The following is a 19335-nucleotide window of genomic DNA, read 5'->3' as shown; positions in this document are numbered from 1 at the left end:
GTGAGTAAAGCCAGCGAGTGTCCACAGCTGAGTATGTGAGTAATAGCATGTGAAGAATAAAACCCAATCACAAACCTCTTAGCTACTCTACTACCAATCACAGACAAAAGGACGGCAAAGATAAGTATATTTTGAAGACTAACCAACAAAAGCCAAATAAAAGTTAAAAAACAAATAGTGTTACTTTATTTTGTACCTTTGCACTGACCATTCTTCTAACCCTTCTAAACAGTTTTTCCCCTCTTAACAGATAAAACCTAAAAGAAAATGAAAAGATTCATTCTACCAGGGATCTTGGTAGCAGTTGCTTCTTGTAATTGCCCTAAGACCGCACAGTCCGCAGCACAAGAGACTGTAAAGCAAAATGTTGCAAAAGAAAATTGGGGTAATCCCAATGAAGTAAAAGCACAAGGTAAGTTCCAGCTTTCTGGTCTTGCTTATGGATATAGTGACTTAGAACCTTATATAGATGGGCGCACTATGTCTATCCACTATTCTAAACATTACTTGGGATATACTAACAACCTAAATAAGGCTATTGCTGGTACCGCCCTTGAGAGCCAGACTATAGAGGAGATTCTCGCAGGATTGGACTTGAACAACAAGGCTGTACGCAACAATGCTGGAGGTTACTATAACCATACTCTTTTCTGGGAAGTGATGACTCCTAAAAAGACCACTCCAAAAGGAGCTCTATTGGCACAAATCAATGCTGATTTCGGTTCTTTGGAGAATTTCAAAAACCAATTTGCAGATGCCGCTGCTAAGCAGTTTGGTTCAGGCTGGGCATGGCTTGTAGTAGGGCAAGATGGCAAGTTGCACATAGGAGATACTCCTAACCAAGACAACCCTCTCATGCCTAATATGCCTATACAAGGAACTCCTATCCTTGCCTTGGATGTATGGGAACACGCTTACTACCTCAAGTATCAGAACCAACGCCCTAAATACATTGATGCCTTCTTCAATGTAATCAACTGGGATGTAGTGGCTCAGAAATTTGAAAAAGCAAAGAACTAATTCTCAATGATCAATGAATAATGAGTAATGACTAATACAGTATTAGTCATTACTCATTATTTATTTTGGTATTGATCATTATCCTCGTTTCCACATAGGCTCCTTGGGGGACTTGGCTAATGATTGCTTCGCGATACCCCTGCCACAGATAACCTCCTGGCAACCAGAACTTATTGACCCCTGCTTCATTGCCTGTAGGCATTCTCAGAAAAAAATTCTCAGGAGAAGGAATATCTATCCGAGAGAGTCTCCTTCCTGCCCAATGCCCATGAGGCACCCCTAAAGCTGCTTCTATATAAGAAACATCTCCCTTTGCTTCTTCCAAAAGACAATCCATTTGTTCCTTAGGGATTACAAATTGACAATTGTCAGGCCTGCCCACAAGCGCACGCCCATACTTATCCAAAATATCTTCAGGTACGATATAGGAGGCCCCTTGTAGAAAAGTACTCAAATGCACTGCTATATCGTTAGGGCGCAAATAGGATGAGGGAGCTGGTCGCTCCCCCTTAGGTATTTTCATAAGAGAAGCACTGGTCTCCCCATGAAGATAATGCACCCATTGGCAAGTATGCCAAGAGGTAGAAGATAGGAATATCTCCTTGCTCTTCTCTACTTTTCTAAGAATAGGCGAGGAAGATTGCTCTTGCCAAATGTCCTCCCTCTGTCCATACGTATTCCCTATTAGCAACAAAGAAATAAGAGATATCTTTGTGAGAAAAGGTAACATATCTCATTAATTAAAAATCTACAGTTACTCCTAATTTTTCAGCAATAATCTGATTGATATGCTCCGAGAGAGCCGGGATTTTTACGCTTTCTAATACGGTATTTGCAAAAGCATAGGTAAGTAGGGCAGCCGCTTCTTTTTTGCCTATCCCACGTGTTTGCAGATAGAATAAAGAGTCTGCGCTGAGAGAGCCTACGGTACAGCCGTGTGAGCACTTCACATCATCAGCGAAGATTTCGAGTTGGGGCTTGGTGTATACCGTTGCCTTATCGGAGAGGAGGATATTGTCGTTCTGCTGATAAGCATTTGTTTTCTGGGCGATTTGCTCTACCATTATCTTACCATTGAATACATTGGTAGCTTCATCACTTACGATACTCTTATAATCTTGATGACTCTCGCAATTAGGACAAGCGTGGTTTACTAGCGTATAATGGTCGGTGTGCTGAGTGCCTTTGAGGATGCTCAACCCTTTGAGGGTAGATTCCAAATACTCGCCTTGGTGATAGAAATTGAGGTTGTTGCGAGTGAGTGTGCCCCCAAATGAGAAGGTATGCACGCTGGCGTGACTATTTGCTTCTTGTGAAATATAGGTGTTATCAATAAGAGAAGCGGTAAGGCTATCATTTTGCAATTTGTAATAGTCGAGGAAAGCTTCTTTGGCTACAAAAGCCTCGGTTACTACATTGGTAAGGATAGCCGTAGCAGTATCCGATAAGTTTTGGTGTACTTCAATGACTTTGAGCTGTGCATTCTCGCCCACGGCAATAATATTGCGTGGCTGATAGCAAGTGGTTTCTTTTCTGTCGTTGAAATACAACAACTGTATAGGTTTATCTACTATTTTTCCTTTAGGTACTTCTATATAGATTCCTTCTGAGGCAAAAGCCGTGTTGAGGGCTGTGAATATATCGCCTTTTTCGGTATTGGTATTGAAGTATTTTTTGATAAAGGCTTCTCCTCCCTTGTGCAACGCCTCTAATAGGGGCGTAATGGTAGCGCCTGCAATCTCTTTGCTCGACATTTCGGGGCAGTAATAGCCGTTTACAAACACAAGCTGATAGCAATCTGCGATAGCGTACTTGTGCAACACTTCGGGAGAGAGGGTTGTTTTATTGTGAATAGGTTGCCACAAACTGTAATCAGTAGCTTGGAGGTCAGAGAGTGAGGTGTATTTCCACGCTTCTACTTTTTTATGTGGGAAACCTTTTTCGGCAAAGAAACTAAGGGCTTCTTTGCGAATGTCATTTAATATATCGTCTTTATGAGGGAATGCCTCGAAGGCAGTAACCCATTTTTCTTTTAAATTCATCTTCTTAATCTTTTAGTGCGAGCCACACAGGCTGTCAATTTGCTAATGAGCCATTGGCTAATATTCTAATTTGCTAATAAGCCAATGGTATATGGCATTACGATTGCTATCTACTTCGGTATATCCTCCTATCAGCTGACCGTTGTGATAGTGGAGTTCGTCGATATCGCTTACTAAAAACTCTTCTACCTCATCTTGATAAGGTTCAAAACCTTTGAAAATGATTTCGTCTTCCACTGTGAGGGTACTGATATCAAAAATGTAATGCCGATTGCAATACATATCGGTAATCAGTATTTTGTCACCTTTGAAAGGTTGTGCTATGGCTCCCCAATCCTTGGAGAAATGGTGTTTTTTGAGTGTTTTTAGCGATGGATAACTCATTACATAAAGCTCTGCCTCGTAGAAATTGGTGAATACAGCTTCTTTTTCACTGAGCATACAGCAGAAATCTACATCATTAGGCAATTGTTTGGCTACTTTTAGTTTTTCGTTTTCAAAAGATAGCAGATAGCTCATACAACCATCTTGTCCGCCATAGAAAGTGATAACCACCTTGTTATTAGGTAAGGCTTTCAGCTCTATATTAGCATCGTAGATTTCGTCGTCCATAGGTATAGACGCCAAAGCCTTCCCTTGCAGGTCATACACCCATACGGTGATGTGCTGGGCATCGTGGCGCTGGGCAAGCCAAATTTGCTGGCGTTCTATCGCTAATAAAGCCCCCACAATAGGTTTGTTTATTTCCCAAAGCAGTTCTTTTTCAAAAGTGTAGAGCGAAAATCCTTCTGACTCATTGCATACGCCTATTTGCTGATGTTCATAGTTGATAGCAAAGATGTCTTTTCTTTTTGAGAACTGAAACGCCTCAGGTAACAAAGGGTTTGTTAAGGTTTCTGTGTATTTTTCAATGAGCATAACCGTAATTAATCATTAATCATTAATAATTAACCATTATCCTTTCAGCCAATCATAACCTTTAGCTTCCAATTCTAAGGCGAGGTTTTTGTCGCCTGTTTTTACGATTTTACCATCGGAAAGCACGTGAACATAATCGGGGACGATGTAGTCTAATAGGCGTTGGTAGTGGGTGATAACGAGCACTGCGTTGTTTTCGTTTTTGAGTTTGTTCACGCCATTAGCGACAATGCGGAGGGCATCGATATCAAGACCAGAATCGGTTTCATCGAGGATAGCGACTTTGGGCTCGAGCATTGCCATTTGGAAGATTTCGTTGCGCTTCTTCTCACCGCCAGAGAATCCTTGGTTGAGGGAGCGAGAGAGGAAATCGGGGTTTATTTCTAAAAGGGCTGCTTTTTCGCGTATTTTCTTGAGGAGTTCGGCAGCAGGCATATCGGGGAGTCCTTTTGCTTTGCGACTCTCATTGATGGCTGTTTTGATGAAGTTCGTTACAGATATACCAGGGATTTCCACTGGGTATTGGAAAGACATAAAGATACCTTTGTGAGCGCGCTCTTCAGGGGCATCTTCTAACAGACTTTCGCCTTCTAAGAGGATATCACCCTCGGTTACCTCGAAGTTCTCGTTACCTGCAATTACCGAAGAGAGGGTAGATTTTCCGGCTCCGTTAGGTCCCATAATGGCGTGTACTTCACCTGCTTTTATTTCTAAGTCAATCCCCTTAAGGATTTCCTTCCCATCCACACCTGCGTGGAGATTTTTTATTATTAACATGCTTGATGATTTTATAATTTATTATACTTTCTGATTTATTTCATCTCTTCAAAAATAGCACTATACACCATATCAATGTCTTCTGACAAGCCCCATTCCAATTTATCTTTTGCTATTTGCAGTTCTTCATAAGTAAGCCGCCTGCCTAATTTCTCTTCTGCCCAATGTTGTACATCGGCTACTGTTATGACAAATAATATTTCCTCTTCTTCCATAGTTCTATTTCAAGGTGCAAAGATACATCATTTCTTTTTGTATTCCAAGAAAAAGACGATTTTATCTTTTTAGTAATCTGGAAATTACCTTCTCTCCAAAAAGGTCCTTCCTACAATTTTTCTAAGAACTCTAAGAAACTTCCCGCGACTTTGCGCCATTTCCACTGACCTGCACCGTGGGGAGCTTTATAGATAGGAGCATCGTTGCCGTCACTTTTGGAAAGGTCGAGTATATAGGGGTCGGCATCTTTATCGGCGATTACGAGCCAATGGGCTTTCCAATCGGGGAAGCGTTCATCATCGGGGCTACTGAAAGCATAACCGCATTGGCGCTTTATTAAAGTATTAGCACCATACAGATTGATGCCCTTGAGGAAAGCATCATCGGCAGGCGAAAAGCGTTCTAAGAAAGTGAGGTAGACAGCGGGCAGCTGCCAACGCGCTTTAATCTCGTCGATAACTTGCTTTTCGGGTACTTCCAAAATAGCGCGGTTGTATTGATATGATTTTACGTGCCAAAACTCCCTCTCCTTTGCTAAAACCTGCTCTATTTTAGCCATTACCTTTTCTAAGTCGGTTTGTGGGTTTTGAGCTAAAAACGGAAAGTCGTTTTGTGCTTGTTTTCTTGGGTAGCCTTGTGCCTGCCATTCAAGTACTTTTTCCATAGGCAAGGCTTGCCAATAAGCAGGGTCGGAGGGGAGGTCGTTATTAAAAGGCTGTCCGCTATGCTCGGCTAAGGCGATGATAGCACTGCCTTTATTTTCTTTGCTATCCTCCTTTTGCAAGTAGTCTACCAAAAAAGGATAGCACTTGTCTCCCTCTACTTTCAGCAGTCCGCTAAAAGCCCAATAGGGTAAACCTTTGGTTATCATTTCGTAGAAGAAAGGGGCGAACGCAGTGTCGTTTTCGGTCACAAGTTCCGAGATACGTGCGATTACAAAGTTGCGAGCGTGGGTGATTTTGCTTTCTTTTACTGCTCGTACTAAGGTTTGTAAGGTTTCTTGACGCATTTTCTCGCCGTACTTCTTCACTATTTTTCTTACCAATTCGTGATACTCACTGCCATCGGTAGTGGTGAGAAGTTTTTGGGAGAGGTCGCTGAAATCTTTTTCTTGTTTAGTCATTGTTTGCTTGTTCAAAAGTTACGGTCACATTAGGGAATTTCTTAAGCGCCTCAATACGCTCTTTGAAAGCGCCTAAAATATACTCTTCCCACGGGATACCATACTGGTCGTTGTAGTACAATTGCATTTTCTTGCTGTACTCTAAGCGGTCGGTAACAGCTTTGTTTTGTCGCCAATTGAGGGCTTTGAGGGCATCATACACTTTGTCGTTTTTAGCAGGAATAGGACTTACCCTTACATAGAGCGTTCCGTCTATATATCGCGAAGGGGTGCTTTCTATCTCATTTTCAGTTGTATATACAAAGGTCTTTTCGCCTGTTATGGGGATATGTTGTTGCAGGAGTTGCTCCAATTCTTCATCAGATAATAATCCTTGATAGGTTTGGGTAGAACGTGGCAACACACGTGTGAAATCGGAGAGTTTTCGGCTGTAAACTTCTTGTATTACTTGCCGTTGCGCTTCATTGCTTATATAAGGCAGGTGACTTTGTAGCAGGTGGGTGATATTTTCGTAGAAATCACCTTCACTGCGTACGAGTGACCCCTCGTATATATCGTTCACCGAGTTGAGCATCTCATAGAAAAAGAAGTCTTCGAGGGTGTTTGCTAATAGTTCAGCCTCGTCAGAATCGTGTTGTAGCAAGGCAATAGGAGGAGTAGGTTTAGGAGCATTTTGGTCGTACAAAAAGCAATAATAATCGCCACCCCCTGTTTCTCCGAAAGGGATAAAAAGGTAATCGGGGTTGATACTGAACCAACTGTCCTCGCCGTTGAGTTCTTCGATAGCTTCGGCAATATTAGCAAGTGGAATCAACTCAAAATCACCGCTGTACAAAAAGAGTGGTGGGTGATTTTTAAGTCGTGGATATACTTCTTTACTCCAATGTGAAGTGTATTCGCCTATATCGAGCATTTGTTCAGCATAAAGCCGATGATATAGTTCAGGATATTGAAATTGGTATTGTTGTTCTAAGGTTTTTAACATAAGGAGGAAATTAGAGAGTTGACTAATTGGCAAATTGACTAATTTGCTAATTTGTGAACGTGAATAGCATCCGATTGGTGGAGGGGGGTGACGGTAATATCGGTGATTTGAATTTTGTCGGGCAGATTGACGATATAGGCGATAGTATCGGCGATATCTTCGGCATATAGGGGCGTGATGCCTTTGTATACATTATCTGCTTTCTGCTGGTCGCCCTTGAAACGCACCTTGCTGAAATTGGTTTCTACCAACCCTGGTTTTACGTTGGTTACCTTTATATTTTTGTCCATTAGCTCTATGCGCATTGTATCGCTGAGGGCTCTTACGGCAAACTTGGTCGCGCAATAAATACTGCCATTAGGGTAGGCTATTTCTCCCGCTACCGACCCTACATTTACAATCGTTCCCACCTTGCCAGTGGCAATCATTAGCGGAATCACACTGTTGGCGATATAGGTAAACCCTTTGATATTGGTGTCTATCATCTGGTCTATATCTTCAATGGCGTAGGTATGGAGGTGTTGCAATCCTATTGCTAAGCCTGCATTGTTGATGAGGATATCTATTTGTCGCCATTTTTCGGGTAAGGATTGGACATTTTTCGCCACCTCTTGGTAGTTTCTCACATCGAAAGCTAAGGTAATGACCTCTATAGCGTGTTCTTTTTCGAGATGAGCTTTCAATTCAGCCAACACCTCAGCACGGCGAGCGCAAAGAATGAGGTTTACGCCCATTTGCGCCAACTTTACAGCCACCGCTTTACCTATCCCACTGCTGGCGCCCGAGATAAAAGCGATTTTTCCTTTGATACGATTTAGTTCCATTTGTTTAGATTTTTAAGATTAATTGTCAATTCTATTCCCTGACGCCTGATACCTGACACCTACTTCCATATTTTTTCCATCACCCCTTCCACAGTAGGTTGGAGATACTTACCATTTTTATACTCTGTGGTATTGAGCACAGTAGGGTCGAAATGCGGACAGTTCAGTGCTAAAAACTTATAAAAGTACTGATGCGCGTAGAACATATCCATCATAAACTTCCTTTGAAAGTCGTTTTCGCACTCAAATTCACAGTCTATGATGATACGCACAAAAGCAGCGATATCTTCACGAGTGAGATCGTTGTGCTTTACAGGGTCGGGCATTGCCAAATCAAAGGCAAAAGCCTCAATACCATTGCCTTCCCACCATTCCCATAGCCAAGTATCGGAAAGGTCTTTGCCCGTGAGTTTACTGAGGTATTGCTCCATTGCCTTGTATTCTTTGTCAAATACTTCCTCAGGAGTGTCTTCACTTTGGGCATCATGAAAGGCTTCGTAGTCTTCCAAACGTTTTAGTACAAGCGGGAACAGCTTTTCTGCTGTTGCAAAATCGGGGCGTAGTTCTTTTCTTAGTGTATTCATTAGTTTATTAATTTTATTTTGTATAGATATGTAAGGGTTAGGCTATTTCCATATTTTTTTCATTACCTCCTCCACAGTAGGCTCGTGATACTTACCTTTTTTATCTTTGGTGGTATTAAATACAGAAGGGTCGAAATGCGGACAGTTGAGCTCTAAAAACTTATAAAAGTATTGATTTTCGTAGAACATATCCATCATAAACTCCTCCTGAAAATCGTTTTCGCACTCAAATTCACTGTCTATGATGATACGCACAAAAGCAGCGATATCTTCACGAGTGAGGTCGTTGTGCTTTATAGGGTCGGGCATAGCCAAATCAAAGGCAAAAGCCTCAATACCATTGCCTTCCCACCATTCCCATAGCCAAGTGTCGGAAAGGTCTTTACCCGTGAGTTTACTGAGGTATTGTTCCATTGCCTTGTATTCTTTGTCAAATACTTCTTCGGGAGTGTCTTCACTTTGGGCATCATGAAAGGCTTCGTAGTCTTCCAAACGTTTTAATACAAGCGGGAACAGCTTTTCTGCTGTCGCAAAATCGGGGCGTAGTTCTTTTCTTAGTGTATTCATTAGTTTATTAATTTTATAAGCTGAAAAGTGCAAATCGGGATAACTCACTGATGACACTTCTTCATTTTTTAGGCTACAAAGATATAGATAATTTGCTAATTACCAAAATATCACTACTTTTGCTCTGTAAAGAAAGAAAATAATGACCCTACAAGATTTTATAAACCTCCTGCCCGATGCCAAAATCCAAACTATCTCTTTTGATTTTGATGCTAAAAATATACAACATTCGCAAGACTTAGTGATAATAGTAAGCAAATTGCAGGAACAAATAGAGCAGTATCAATTGGTTTTTTCCAATACCAGCAGCTTTAATGTAAGAGTAGCAGTAGGTAAACAATCGGTTTATCCTATTAATTATGAGGGAGATAGTATGTATATTGCTTCTGTTTTGTGCAAAGAAAAAGTAAAACAGCACCAGCATTGGCAAATACAACTTATCGGTAAAGTGGGTTGTATAGATATCTTTGCAGACGAATTGAAAATTACCAAAATATAATTATCTTTGCCTTTAAAATAATAACGTTATGGATAAACAAAAAATAGAAGAACTCACCAGTACCTTGTGCAATAGTATTGTGAACGATTTGAACCAAATGAAGGATAATCACAAACAAACTTATGCCTTGGCATTGGTTTGCAATGATGCTATGGAACATTTTTTTTTAGCATTAGCCAATACTGAAGACTTGGAGAAGATTCTATCAGAAAATGAGGTAACACCTACTGATACTGACGATTTTCTATATTTTAAATGGTCGCCTAATGAATGGTTGTGTATGAGTTATGATTTAGAAGATAGTCAGTTGAAAGCCTTTAATAAAAAACTTAGGGAAGAGGTGAGTGCTATCAAAAGCGATTGTGATAACTATAGGAAAACTATGCTTGAAGTGTGTATGGCAGCGCTTGTTAAAGCCAAACCTCAGGTAGAAAGCTTATTAAAGCATAGCAACCTACCTATTTTTGTATCATTTACTGATATTTCAAAACTACAAGAAATTGAGAACTACACCGCTTTACAAATCAATTCCAAAGAAGTATATGAGGCTTTTAGTACTCGTTTTGCCGAATTGGATTGGGGAAAAGACTTGGGGGTGTATGCTCCTTTCTAAAAAAAACATTAGTTGATTTATAAATGAAGAATTTAGAACTTAAAATCCCACCTGCTGCAGTATGGTTTATCTGTGCTTTGATAATGTGGGTGCTTGCTCGTTTATTGCCTTTTGGCGCATTGCCTCACTTGCCTATAGTGGCTATGGTTGTTGCAGGGATAGGTATAGGAGTTGGATTAGCTAGTCTTTGGAGTTTTCACAAAGTCCGCACTACTATCAATCCTCTTGAGCCATCGCAGGCTACTCATTTTGTTTCAAAAGGGGTATACCAGCTGAGCCGTAATCCTATGTACGTAGGCTTGGCTTGCTGTTTGCTCGCTTGGGCGATATGGCTCTCTTATCTTTTAACTTGGATAGGGATACCGTTATTTATAGTCTATATGACACGCTTCCAAATCATTCCAGAAGAGCGCGCTCTCAGACTGAAATTTGGCAAAGAATACGAAAACTATTGCTTGAAAGTACGCCGCTGGCTGTAATTTTAATTGCCATACCCCAATACCCTCAAACTCTCTTCTGTTTTTAATAACTGAAACTGACCTATGCTATGGAGCAAGGTTTCGATAGCGTTGAGGTCTTGTGTCTCGTAAATGGGAGGGACTAACTTGCCAATATATGCCTTTTGCCAGCGTGCTTTGAACTCTATATATTCAATTTCGCGGTAATAAGTAGGGTATTCACCAGTGGTAATATTTTCCGAAATATAATCTTCTTGAATGTACAAATCGCTGTCATTGCCTACTTTGTGCCAAGCGATTTCGTTCACACAATAGCCAAAGAAATCATATATTTCGCACTGCTTGATAAGATTTTTATGAGCGATGATAGCCGTAAAGAGTTTGCGCCATTTGGCATTGCTCATATACGAAGTCGCAAAGGTGCTTATTTTCTTTTCCAATTGCTCTATATAGCGATGGTAGTCTTCTGTGGATGGAAATAGTTCCTTGTATTTTTCCATAGGAGTATTTTTAATTGACAAATTATTACAGACTTCTTCTTCCTTCTCTGATATAGAATATTTCGTGGTAAGCGGTAGAAAACCAGCCGTCTTCTATCATATAAATAAATTGGCTCCAAAGGCTTCCTTCCTCTAATAATTCAGGATTAAGCTCACGGATAGCCTCGGTTATTTGCTGGGCAACTTTATCGAGTACTGCAAAAAGTTTTTCTTGGGTAGAAGTATCACTACCTTTGAGCTGAAATACCCCTGATAACAACCAACTATAACTTTTGATAAACTCGTCCAACGAATGATTCACCCACACCACAGGGGCATCGGTATAATCGTTATTGGTACAGAGTAAGCATACATTCCCCTTAGTATTGAGTGCAAAATAACCATAACAACATTTTCCAAAACACTGGAAGTGTTCCCCTTCTAGTTGCATAGAGACAAGCTCATCGGGAAAGCGAATGAAGTAAAACCCCATTTGTGGATAGTCATTTAGTAGGGCAAACTTGTTTTGCAGTACCTCGTCAAGGCTCATTAGGTGGGGTTGAGCAGGGTGCAACTCAGCGGTAATGCCGGCTTGGTGTAGGGCTTCTCTATCGTCTTTTGTAAAACTAAGCATATTTCTTCTCTATTCTTTTGGCAATGGTTTTTCCTGTGTTTTTGTAATAGGCTTCTGTAAAAGAGAGTGCTTTGAGGTAGGGTATATCGCTCTTGTCGCCAAACGCCTGAAAGCATACAGCAGCACTACACATTAGCACTTCGTCTTTTTTAGACTGCCCAAAGCTGATGATCTGCTTTAAGATAGGTACAAAAGCCTCGTGATGGTCTTTACTCACGTTCCCTCCTTTGAGCTGGTGTGATATATTACAAAGTGAATAGGTGTATTCTTTTACAAAATCCTCCTGTTCATCGGTAATTTTAGCAGAAAAAGTTTGGGCAATTTCCAAAAAGACAAGAAGTGATTCCTCAGAGGGTAACTCTTTTAACACTCCAAAGACGATGCTAAAGAAGTCTTTTGTCTTGTGAATTGCTTTTACCAAGCCTTGTCCCCCTTCTTCCAAATAAATGCAAAGGGCATCTACCCACGAGGCGAAAGGCACAATAAGCTCATCGTTCAGTGGTTGCCAATGGTATTGCGCTACCATTTCTCGCAAGGGAGTAATATATTCCTTATTAGGCGTTTTGAGGATTTTTAAGAGGTCTTCTACCTCTAAATTTCCTTTTTTCTCCAACAGATGGAGCTTTTTGATGTGTTTTGCTACTGCTTCGGTCATATTGTTAATTTAGTTAATTTAGTAGCTATATAATTTTAACTTTACCAAAATATTTAATTGCCTGTCGTGCTAGGACTCATCGTCGTAGGAAGTGTAATCCCATTCCAAGCCAAAGTTTTCCATAGCGTCTAAAAGAGTATCAAATAACTCTTGTTGAGCGCTGCCTATAAAAATAGCAGTGGCTCGGTTTGTATCTCGGTGTACAGCAAGGGTAATGACTATTTGAAAATTGGCATCGGTAAAGGTGCGTTGTCCTTCCCAACTGAGAGAGGTAAGTTCGGTATATTGTTTTTCTATATGGGCAACTGCTCCTGTGGGTACTTCAAAGTCTTCCATTTTCCAACCGCCCATTGCATTAGCATTGTAACGCAAGCCTCCCATCACACCGTTGTAAATAGCTATGTACAGCCAAAAGTCGGAGAGCGTTTGAGTTTCTAATACCCAATCGGGGTCGGTTTCTGAGCCGTAATTACCCCAAACGGGCGGATTGGGGTTGTTTAAATCTTCTTTGCGAATTGCCCACATTACCACTCCTTGGTTTTCTTCGCAAAAGCATAAGTAATCCCCTGCAAAATACAATTGCTGAGGTGTAGCCAACGAGTTATAGGATTAGTTTACACTTTTGGTTGCTCCTAATTGTAGGTAATAGGCTCGGAACTCCTCAGGCAAGGTGATGTTTAAGCGCTTTTCAGCTTTTAACAACTGTGCTTCCGAGAAGCCTTTGCAGTCCTTGGGCGTGAGATTGTATAGTTTTTTGATATATTTTTCTACTACTTCAGTCATATTCTTAATTGTATTTCATTTTTTTGTTTTATCTTTGCAAAGGTAAATAAAAAATATCATTATGGCATCTATTACACACCCTTATTTTGGTACTCTTGATACCAGCATTATACAAGAAGATTTTGACCCAGATGTGGTATGGGAACAAAAAGTAACTTTCCAAGAATTAAGCGACCCTGTTGAGTTTAGTCTTTGGTTGGCTAAAAAAGAGGAAATCAGTAAGGAAAGATTGGATTTGTTTGAGCAATTTATCAAGCATTTTCCAGAAAGAGACCAACAGGCACGCAAAGCGCTCAAAAGCTATTTAGAACAAGATAGCGAGTATATAGATTTTCATATAGACGAATTAGAGTTAGAGGTACCTACCTCTATTGATGATTTTGTGACAGCTATGAGAATTAATAATGTGGGGCTTTGGTACTGTATTTCAAAGGAAGAAATTATTGTCGATTATATGATAGACCCTGACCAAAGTGACGAGATTCTTGCTGTTCGTTTTAACTTAGACGGCAGCTTTAGTTCTATTGCTTGGGAAAGCTAACTTGAGTCCTTAGTTGTTAGGTAATCACTAATGGCTAAGGACTAATAGCTATTTTTAATATTTCAGCAAATAAAAGCCCCATATCATATTGCTAAACTCACCTGCTACAAAGCTGTGTGTCTCGCCATTTATCACTACTTTATAAAGGCAGAAAGACCTTTCGGCATGATAGAGAGGGTCTGTTACTTTTACATATTCTCCCGTTTCTTGCCACTGGTAGTCAAAGATATTTACGCCAAAGAGTTTTACCTCGCCTTCTACTCCCGAGGTTTCAAATTGCCACGTTTTTTGCTTGCATAATTTCATACTAAAATAATTATTAGTGCTTGACTGTAGGTAACAAATTGTTACTGTTGAAGGCTACGTCCTACCAATTTTTTATAATCACTATCAGCTTCTACACATAGTAAAAACTGCTGTTTTTCAAAAAAATGAATAAGATTCTCGCCTCCTGAGATTACAGTTGTATCTGTTATCCTTTCTTCTTGCAAAGAGAACTTCCATAGATTGTGGTCATTGCTTAAAAAGAGTGATTGCTCATCTGCCGAAAGTTGTATAGTTTTTTTAAAAGGGAGCCCCAGAGGATAGTCCTTTTGAGAACCATCTGTTTTCAGTACTCGTATGATGTACAAAGGCTTCTTAATCCCTGTAGTATTGCTCCTTGGCGGAATATACTGCCCCAAATGGAAATACCAATTGCCCTTACTATCTCGGCAAACGGAATGGAAGCTGTCTGTTTTAAAAAGGAGTTCTATTTTGTTTGTTGTAGTATCATAACGTTGTATTACCCCATTTTGGTAAGAAGCTATGAGGTAAGTATCTGCTTTTTCTCGTGCTATCAAGGCACAGCCTTCTCCCTTAATTCTCTTTTTCCTTGTACTTTCTTCTACATAGTTGTAAGCGGTAACAGTTATACTATTGAAATTCATTAGTATAAGAGTGTCTTGGTCATTGGAAGCTACATAATCAGAAAACTTAGGTATGCCTTTTTCGTGTTTTTTGACTACTGCCAAAGTCTCTCTGCTGAGTTGAAATATTTTATTATCAGTAATAGCAAATATATATTGGCCATCTGCACTGAAATACATACAGCGCACACTGTTGCGTATCAACACATTGGCTACTTCTTTACCCGTAGAGAAGGAGAGCTTGTGCAATCGCATAGAGGCATACTTGGAACCCCAACCATCAGCTATATAGAAATGGTCGGGATTAAAAGGGTCGGCAAGTGGAGGGGTAAGACTCCCATAAATACCGTTTTTCAGTGTTGTTTTCCAAATGATTTCTGTTTGCATAGTGTTTTAATTGCTAACGATTAGGTCTAAAAACTTCGGCGGTACTTCATCTGTAAGCCAAACTCCATTGGCAGAGAGGTAAAAAACATACCCTGCCTCATACATTGCCTTTGTATTTACTTTAAAGATAACGGGCTTGCCGTGTCGCGCACCTACTTTGGTTGCGGTTGCTATATCAATGCTGAGGTGTACGTATTGGCGGGTTTGCTTTTGGAGTCCGCTTTTGAGAATGCTCTCTACAAACCTGCTGGCAGTACCGTGATACAAACATTCAGGAGGTACTTGGGGCTGTAATTCTAATGTTACGGCAAGCGAATGCCCTTGATTGGCGCGTATTTTTGTGTTATCCTCGCTGAAAGCATACCGCTGTTTGCTATCGGTAGTGACGATTTCTTCCAACATTTTAAGGCTGAACACTGGGAATTTACGCTTCATATGCTTAATGAGCACATTCACCTCAGCCCAACCGTGTGCGTCGAGGGTAATACCAATCGCCTCAGGGTGGTGTCGCAGTACCAAACTGAGAAACTTGCTCTCTTTTTTATGTTTTTCAATCATTTTTATGAGGGGTAGGGAGTAAAATATTGCGGTAAAACTTAAATTGTTTGTTTAAGATTGCATCTGTTTCTTTAGAAAAATGTAGCGTTTCTTTCTTATCGATGTGAGTTTCTAAATTCTCATCAGCAAGATAAAAAGGTACATTATAAGAATACAAGATGTGTTCTGCATCTTTTAGCTGCTTGTTAAAACTAAAACGATAAGTTTCTTTACCCATTTCGCCTAAAATTTCACTCTCTATAATAGTATCAGTCGTGATCTTATTTATATACAAACGAATTTCCTCCCCCTCTGTTGAAGCGTCTAACATAATAGTATCTTTCAGCATTTGCAATGAATCTATAGGTGCTTCCTCAGAAGAAACTTCTGTATGCTGACTATTGTTTTGATGATTGCAACCTACTATCCATAGGGAAAACAATATTGTTGCACATTTTAGTAAGAATTTTGTCATATTGATTGTTTTTGATCTATTTCAAATATTTTCACGATCCTATCGCCTTGCAAAGACGCAATAACCAACTCCAAAAACTTTGGTAGTATTTTATCTATGATCCATACTCTATTGACAGAGAGGTAGAAGGAATATTCTACTTCATACTTTGCGGGCTTTTTGCACGCTTTCTTAACTATATTTTAACATATAAGATGTGTTTACACTAGCTCCTAATATCCTTTAAACAAACACCAATCCTATTTGCTGTAAGTAATAGTTCCTCCCTACTTGCTCTTTTGCCTTGTCAGAAATCCAAAAATCGGGTTTGAGCAACTGCTCTCCTTTCATCATCTTTGCTTTATGACTAATTTTCTTAATCTGCTTGATGATATCCTTGAAAATGGCATACATAGGGTACTTTTCGGTGTCGTAATTACCTCTTAGGTTATCGTTCTTATCTGCAAGACTGATAGTTTTAGGATAGGTGAGCTTGAGCCCGAATGTGTTTTCAGGCGCGTGATAAATGGTAGAGAGCAAATTCTTTTCCTTTTTATAGAGAAGATAAAATGGATCAAGATTCATAAAAGGCTCTTTCGTACGCACTTCCTTATACTTAACAGCATCTTTCTTGTTGCCCTCTACTTCGAGGAAAATGAGTTTTTTGGTTTGATCAATCATACTTTGTCGCATCTTATCCTCAATAGTCCATAAGATTTTGTGATTATACTTTTCCTCACGGAGCAGTATTTTTTCATAATATTGCTGATAAGCACTAAATATTTCCTGCTTTTCAGTGCTGATATAGTCTATATCTACTAACATATTGCTAATTACAAACTCATAATCATCTCTACTGAAAACTGCTTCAAATTCCTCAGGAGTGATTACGAAATTAAAACTTTTGTGCCAAGTGTTTGCAAAATACATAATGATAGTTATTTAGGGGTTAGGGGTTAGAAATTAGGGTTTAGCTTTTAGTGGCTATCTAACAATTATTTCCGGAACAAGTTCCTCGCTGCTTTTTCACTGCATTTTTGATGTTTAGCATAAGCCTTAGCTGCACGCAGGCGTATCTGTTCATCGCTTTCACCATTCACATAGCCCGTAAGTGCATCGTGAAGCGTGTAGGCTTCGGCAGCCATCAATCCTGAAGTCCAAATTAGCGGATTTACTTTTGCGTGTTGCAGATGAGGCTCGAAAAAACGCTTGCTATAGCACGCCAAGATAATCACATCGCGTGTCTTGCCATCGGTATTTTTATAAGTGGTGTTGAGCTGAAAATCCATCAGTCCGTCGTGTCCTACATACGCAACCAAATCGGCATTGCCAGCAGCGGCATTTTTCAAGAAGTTTTCTGTACAAGTTTTGATATATTTGCCGTCATAAGCATCGGCGATGAGCGTATAGTTTTTAGTAGCGTGCTTAAAGGTTACCCGCTCCAAAATAATATCACTATAAGGCTTTTCCGATTTTACAAACTTCCATTCCTCACTGCGTTTAAAGTAAGTGCGCACGCCATAACCACAACCCCAATAAAGGTTGCTATCGGCATCTTGCCCATTGCCAATCCCTTTGGGTACTGGCACAATGCCCTGATACTTATTATCGCAGAGGGCTACCAAAACGTGTATGGTTTTCGTTTGTTGCGCCCATATAGGGGCTGTAACCAAGCAAAAGAGTAATAGGAGGTGTTTCATTGTGTTTTCAGTCAAATATTTGTTTTTTATTGCTAAGAAAGAATCTTTTATAGTTTCTAATTTAAGTTTCGCAAGTTGTTCTAAGCTGCTTCAGATAAGGGATTCAAATTAATCCATTTCATAAATTGCTTATTTTCAGATATTATTTTTGTTATTAGTTCTTCAAAGGGTATCTCAAGAATCTCTGCTAAATCAAAAACTAATTCTCTGATAATAAGCAATATACGTTCATCTAAGGTAGGCGTCTGAGTGTCTTTCTGTATATCTTTGAATATTCCTCCAATAGTCTGATATTCAAGCTCTTTTTTGGCTAACGAGAGTAAGCTGTATTCTAACATCACAATTGATGTAGAGGCTGTCTGAGCATCAAAGTCTACAGATTGACACTTACCTAATCCTAAGTATTTAAGTTTCGCAAGCTCTTTCTGAGCTTGCGAAACTTAAATTAATAACTCTAATATTTGTTGTATACTTCTCATTTGGTAGGGTAAATCACCGCTGTTTTTTCTTTGCCATAGCTGTCAAACTCTTTTGAAATATAAAAAGCCTTTATCTTAGATACTGTCAATTGGTCATTCTTAGCTACCAAATAAATATCATAGCGATGAAATCCCCCTGCTGATGTCCATAAAACATTCTCAAAGGTAAGCTTCATCAGAGTTTCTTTTTTCTTTTTCTGATATTTTACCTTGTAGGGAATCATCATCTCAGTGCCCAGCTCTATAAAGGTAGTATCGATAATGATAGATTTCCCATTGAATTGAATTTCAATATCCTCTAAGGGCTTCAACTTCTTTTCTAAAGCCTTTGTAACACTACATTTGGGGGCATCGTCAGAGATTATTATAGAATGAGAATGACTGAAAATTTTCAGCTCATCATTCAAGAGCTTTTTCTCTGTCTTTATAAACGCTTTACCATGTGCCTTATAGTCCTCAATAGAATAATTTTTGTAGTTTTCATCAGGGATAAAAATAGCACAATAGTCTAATTTACTTTGTATAGTTTGAGATTTACCACACAAAGTTATAGCTGAAAAAATTAATGAAAGAACTGTTTTCATTATATCACCTTTAATCTAAAACTGGATTACTGCATATCTTTTTGAAGTGTATATACCAAGGACGTATGTCGCTCCCCTATAAGAGGAAACAAGAAATCTTCAAGGGTATGATGATAGCGAAAACCGCATTTTTCAACAACCCGCTGTGAGGCTATATTTTCCTTGTATACGCTCGCCCACAGCTGAGTAAGAGACAACTCCTCAAGGGCATAGTGTATAACTTGTAATGCAGCTTCTGTCATATACCCCTTGCCCCAAAAGTCTTCTCCTAACCAATAACCTATTTCGGCTTCATTTTCACCTACAGAAAGTCTACTTTCTCCTTGTAAAAGCAGACCGATACTCCCAATAAGGGTGTTATCAGATAGGCAAATAGCGAAAGAGTTAGGTCTGCGAAGTACATTTTCAATAATCTCTCGGCTCTCTTCTACACTTTTGTGAGCAGGCCAACCGCACCTTTTGCCTATAATAGGGTTATGTGCTTGTGTATATAGCGCCTGGGCGTCAGAAACTTCCCAAGGACGAAGCAAAAGACGTGTGGTGTGAAGTGTTTTCATTTGTTTTTATT

Annotated in this window: 27 protein-coding genes and 1 pseudogene; 5 read left to right on the top strand and 23 right to left on the bottom strand. The window is 39.7% G+C overall.

The annotated features are described in order from the left end of the window. The first annotated feature begins 267 nt into the window (after positions 1 to 267). Positions 268 to 1020 carry a superoxide dismutase gene (locus CGC50_RS08225; RefSeq protein ID WP_095910438.1) on the top strand — a complete coding sequence of 251 codons (753 nt, stop codon included), beginning with the start codon at positions 268 to 270 and terminating at the stop codon, positions 1018 to 1020. A gap of 49 nt (positions 1021 to 1069) precedes the next feature. Here CGC50_RS08225 and CGC50_RS08220 read toward each other — a convergent pair whose 3' ends face one another. From CGC50_RS08220 to CGC50_RS08175, 10 genes are all read right to left on the bottom strand, one after another. Further along, entirely contained in the window at positions 1070 to 1750 is a 681-nt protein-coding gene (locus CGC50_RS08220) for a hypothetical protein (protein WP_002665822.1), read from the bottom strand. Between the two features lie 10 nt (positions 1751 to 1760). Next, on the bottom strand, positions 1761 to 3062 hold the full coding sequence (gene sufD, locus CGC50_RS08215; RefSeq protein WP_095910437.1) for a Fe-S cluster assembly protein SufD: 1302 nt from the start codon (positions 3060 to 3062) through the stop codon (positions 1761 to 1763). Between the two features lie 57 nt (positions 3063 to 3119). Beyond that, positions 3120 to 3980 (bottom strand): hypothetical protein, encoded by an 861-nt coding sequence (locus CGC50_RS08210; RefSeq protein WP_095910436.1) that lies wholly within the window; start codon positions 3978 to 3980, stop codon positions 3120 to 3122. 36 nt (positions 3981 to 4016) lie between these two features. After that, the gene (sufC, locus tag CGC50_RS08205; RefSeq protein ID WP_002665630.1) at positions 4017 to 4757 is read right to left on the bottom strand and encodes a Fe-S cluster assembly ATPase SufC; all 741 of its coding nucleotides are present in this window, start codon (positions 4755 to 4757) and stop codon (positions 4017 to 4019) included. Positions 4758 to 4792: 35 nt separating this feature from the next. Next, complete coding sequence (locus tag CGC50_RS08200) at positions 4793 to 4972, bottom strand: hypothetical protein (RefSeq protein ID WP_095910435.1); 180 nt, start codon at positions 4970 to 4972, stop codon at positions 4793 to 4795. 110 nt (positions 4973 to 5082) lie between these two features. Next, positions 5083 to 6096, bottom strand: coding sequence for an SMI1/KNR4 family protein (locus tag CGC50_RS08195; RefSeq protein WP_095910434.1), 1014 nt, complete (start codon positions 6094 to 6096; stop codon positions 5083 to 5085). Next, entirely contained in the window at positions 6089 to 7081 is a 993-nt protein-coding gene (locus CGC50_RS08190; RefSeq protein ID WP_095910433.1) for an SMI1/KNR4 family protein, read from the bottom strand. Before CGC50_RS08190 ends, CGC50_RS08195 begins: the two co-directional genes overlap by 8 nt. A 38-nt stretch (positions 7082 to 7119) precedes the next feature. Continuing rightward, positions 7120 to 7905, bottom strand: coding sequence for an SDR family NAD(P)-dependent oxidoreductase (locus tag CGC50_RS08185; RefSeq protein WP_095910432.1), 786 nt, complete (start codon positions 7903 to 7905; stop codon positions 7120 to 7122). 59 nt (positions 7906 to 7964) lie between these two features. After that, entirely contained in the window at positions 7965 to 8489 is a 525-nt protein-coding gene (locus tag CGC50_RS08180; protein WP_095910431.1) for a hypothetical protein, read from the bottom strand. A gap of 42 nt (positions 8490 to 8531) precedes the next feature. Then, positions 8532 to 9056: a hypothetical protein gene (locus CGC50_RS08175; protein WP_095910430.1), complete on the bottom strand. Its 525-nt coding sequence runs from the start codon at positions 9054 to 9056 to the stop codon at positions 8532 to 8534. 142 nt (positions 9057 to 9198) lie between these two features. Between CGC50_RS08175 and CGC50_RS08170 the strand changes: the two genes are divergently transcribed. The 3 genes from CGC50_RS08170 to CGC50_RS08160 are packed head-to-tail and all read left to right on the top strand — an operon-like array spanning position 9199 to position 10647. Then, positions 9199 to 9555, top strand: coding sequence for a hypothetical protein (locus CGC50_RS08170; RefSeq protein ID WP_095910429.1), 357 nt, complete (start codon positions 9199 to 9201; stop codon positions 9553 to 9555). A gap of 28 nt (positions 9556 to 9583) precedes the next feature. Next, positions 9584 to 10168 (top strand): DUF4303 domain-containing protein, encoded by a 585-nt coding sequence (locus CGC50_RS08165; protein WP_095910428.1) that lies wholly within the window; start codon positions 9584 to 9586, stop codon positions 10166 to 10168. A 23-nt stretch (positions 10169 to 10191) separates the two neighbouring features. Continuing rightward, on the top strand, positions 10192 to 10647 hold the full coding sequence (locus CGC50_RS08160; RefSeq protein WP_095910427.1) for a methyltransferase family protein: 456 nt from the start codon (positions 10192 to 10194) through the stop codon (positions 10645 to 10647). 2 nt (positions 10648 to 10649) lie between these two features. On the opposite strand, the gene CGC50_RS08155 is transcribed toward CGC50_RS08160, so the two are convergent. The 4 genes and pseudogenes from CGC50_RS08155 to CGC50_RS14095 all read right to left on the bottom strand — a co-directional run bounded on the left by CGC50_RS08155 (position 10650) and on the right by CGC50_RS14095 (position 13177). After that, positions 10650 to 11126, bottom strand: a complete 477-nt coding sequence (locus tag CGC50_RS08155) for a DUF6678 family protein (protein WP_095910426.1) — start codon at positions 11124 to 11126, stop codon at positions 10650 to 10652. A gap of 25 nt (positions 11127 to 11151) precedes the next feature. Beyond that, positions 11152 to 11739 (bottom strand): SUKH-4 family immunity protein, encoded by a 588-nt coding sequence (locus CGC50_RS08150; protein WP_095910425.1) that lies wholly within the window; start codon positions 11737 to 11739, stop codon positions 11152 to 11154. Continuing rightward, positions 11732 to 12394 carry a hypothetical protein gene (locus CGC50_RS08145; RefSeq protein WP_095910424.1) on the bottom strand — a complete coding sequence of 221 codons (663 nt, stop codon included), beginning with the start codon at positions 12392 to 12394 and terminating at the stop codon, positions 11732 to 11734. Before CGC50_RS08145 ends, CGC50_RS08150 begins: the two co-directional genes overlap by 8 nt. A gap of 69 nt (positions 12395 to 12463) precedes the next feature. Then, a pseudogene (locus CGC50_RS14095) lies at positions 12464 to 13177 on the bottom strand (SMI1/KNR4 family protein). A 61-nt stretch (positions 13178 to 13238) separates the two neighbouring features. Between CGC50_RS14095 and CGC50_RS08135 the strand changes: the two are divergent. Beyond that, a complete protein-coding gene (locus CGC50_RS08135; protein WP_095910423.1) occupies positions 13239 to 13718 on the top strand; it encodes a DUF2004 domain-containing protein in 480 nt (159 codons plus the stop codon). Between the two features lie 54 nt (positions 13719 to 13772). On the opposite strand, the gene CGC50_RS08130 is transcribed toward CGC50_RS08135, so the two are convergent. The 9 genes from CGC50_RS08130 to CGC50_RS08090 form a co-directional block, all read right to left on the bottom strand. Then, complete coding sequence (locus CGC50_RS08130; RefSeq protein WP_095910422.1) at positions 13773 to 14024, bottom strand: hypothetical protein; 252 nt, start codon at positions 14022 to 14024, stop codon at positions 13773 to 13775. 41 nt (positions 14025 to 14065) lie between these two features. After that, positions 14066 to 15013, bottom strand: coding sequence for a hypothetical protein (locus CGC50_RS08125; protein WP_095910421.1), 948 nt, complete (start codon positions 15011 to 15013; stop codon positions 14066 to 14068). Between the two features lie 6 nt (positions 15014 to 15019). Next, complete coding sequence (locus CGC50_RS08120) at positions 15020 to 15571, bottom strand: RNA 2'-phosphotransferase (protein ID WP_394363698.1); 552 nt, start codon at positions 15569 to 15571, stop codon at positions 15020 to 15022. Next, on the bottom strand, positions 15564 to 16025 hold the full coding sequence (locus CGC50_RS08115) for a hypothetical protein (protein WP_095910419.1): 462 nt from the start codon (positions 16023 to 16025) through the stop codon (positions 15564 to 15566). The genes CGC50_RS08120 and CGC50_RS08115 overlap by 8 nt, the downstream gene beginning before the upstream one ends. A 222-nt stretch (positions 16026 to 16247) precedes the next feature. Then, complete coding sequence (locus CGC50_RS08110) at positions 16248 to 16934, bottom strand: hypothetical protein (protein ID WP_095910418.1); 687 nt, start codon at positions 16932 to 16934, stop codon at positions 16248 to 16250. A gap of 65 nt (positions 16935 to 16999) precedes the next feature. Beyond that, a complete protein-coding gene (locus tag CGC50_RS08105) occupies positions 17000 to 17704 on the bottom strand; it encodes a hypothetical protein (RefSeq protein ID WP_095910417.1) in 705 nt (234 codons plus the stop codon). Between the two features lie 80 nt (positions 17705 to 17784). Further along, on the bottom strand, positions 17785 to 18042 hold the full coding sequence (locus CGC50_RS08100; RefSeq protein WP_095910416.1) for a hypothetical protein: 258 nt from the start codon (positions 18040 to 18042) through the stop codon (positions 17785 to 17787). A gap of 137 nt (positions 18043 to 18179) precedes the next feature. Then, entirely contained in the window at positions 18180 to 18767 is a 588-nt protein-coding gene (locus CGC50_RS13785) for a hypothetical protein (protein WP_095910415.1), read from the bottom strand. A 26-nt stretch (positions 18768 to 18793) separates the two neighbouring features. Then, positions 18794 to 19324 (bottom strand): GNAT family N-acetyltransferase, encoded by a 531-nt coding sequence (locus CGC50_RS08090; protein ID WP_095910414.1) that lies wholly within the window; start codon positions 19322 to 19324, stop codon positions 18794 to 18796. Positions 19325 to 19335 lie beyond the last annotated feature (11 nt).

The sequence above is a fragment of the Capnocytophaga gingivalis genome, assembly GCF_002302415.1.
In the GTDB taxonomy this organism is placed as follows: Bacteria; Bacteroidota; Bacteroidia; order Flavobacteriales; family Flavobacteriaceae; genus Capnocytophaga; species Capnocytophaga gingivalis.
The sequence above is the reverse complement of the archived record's forward strand: the minus strand, read 5'-3'. Positions and strand labels throughout refer to the sequence as shown.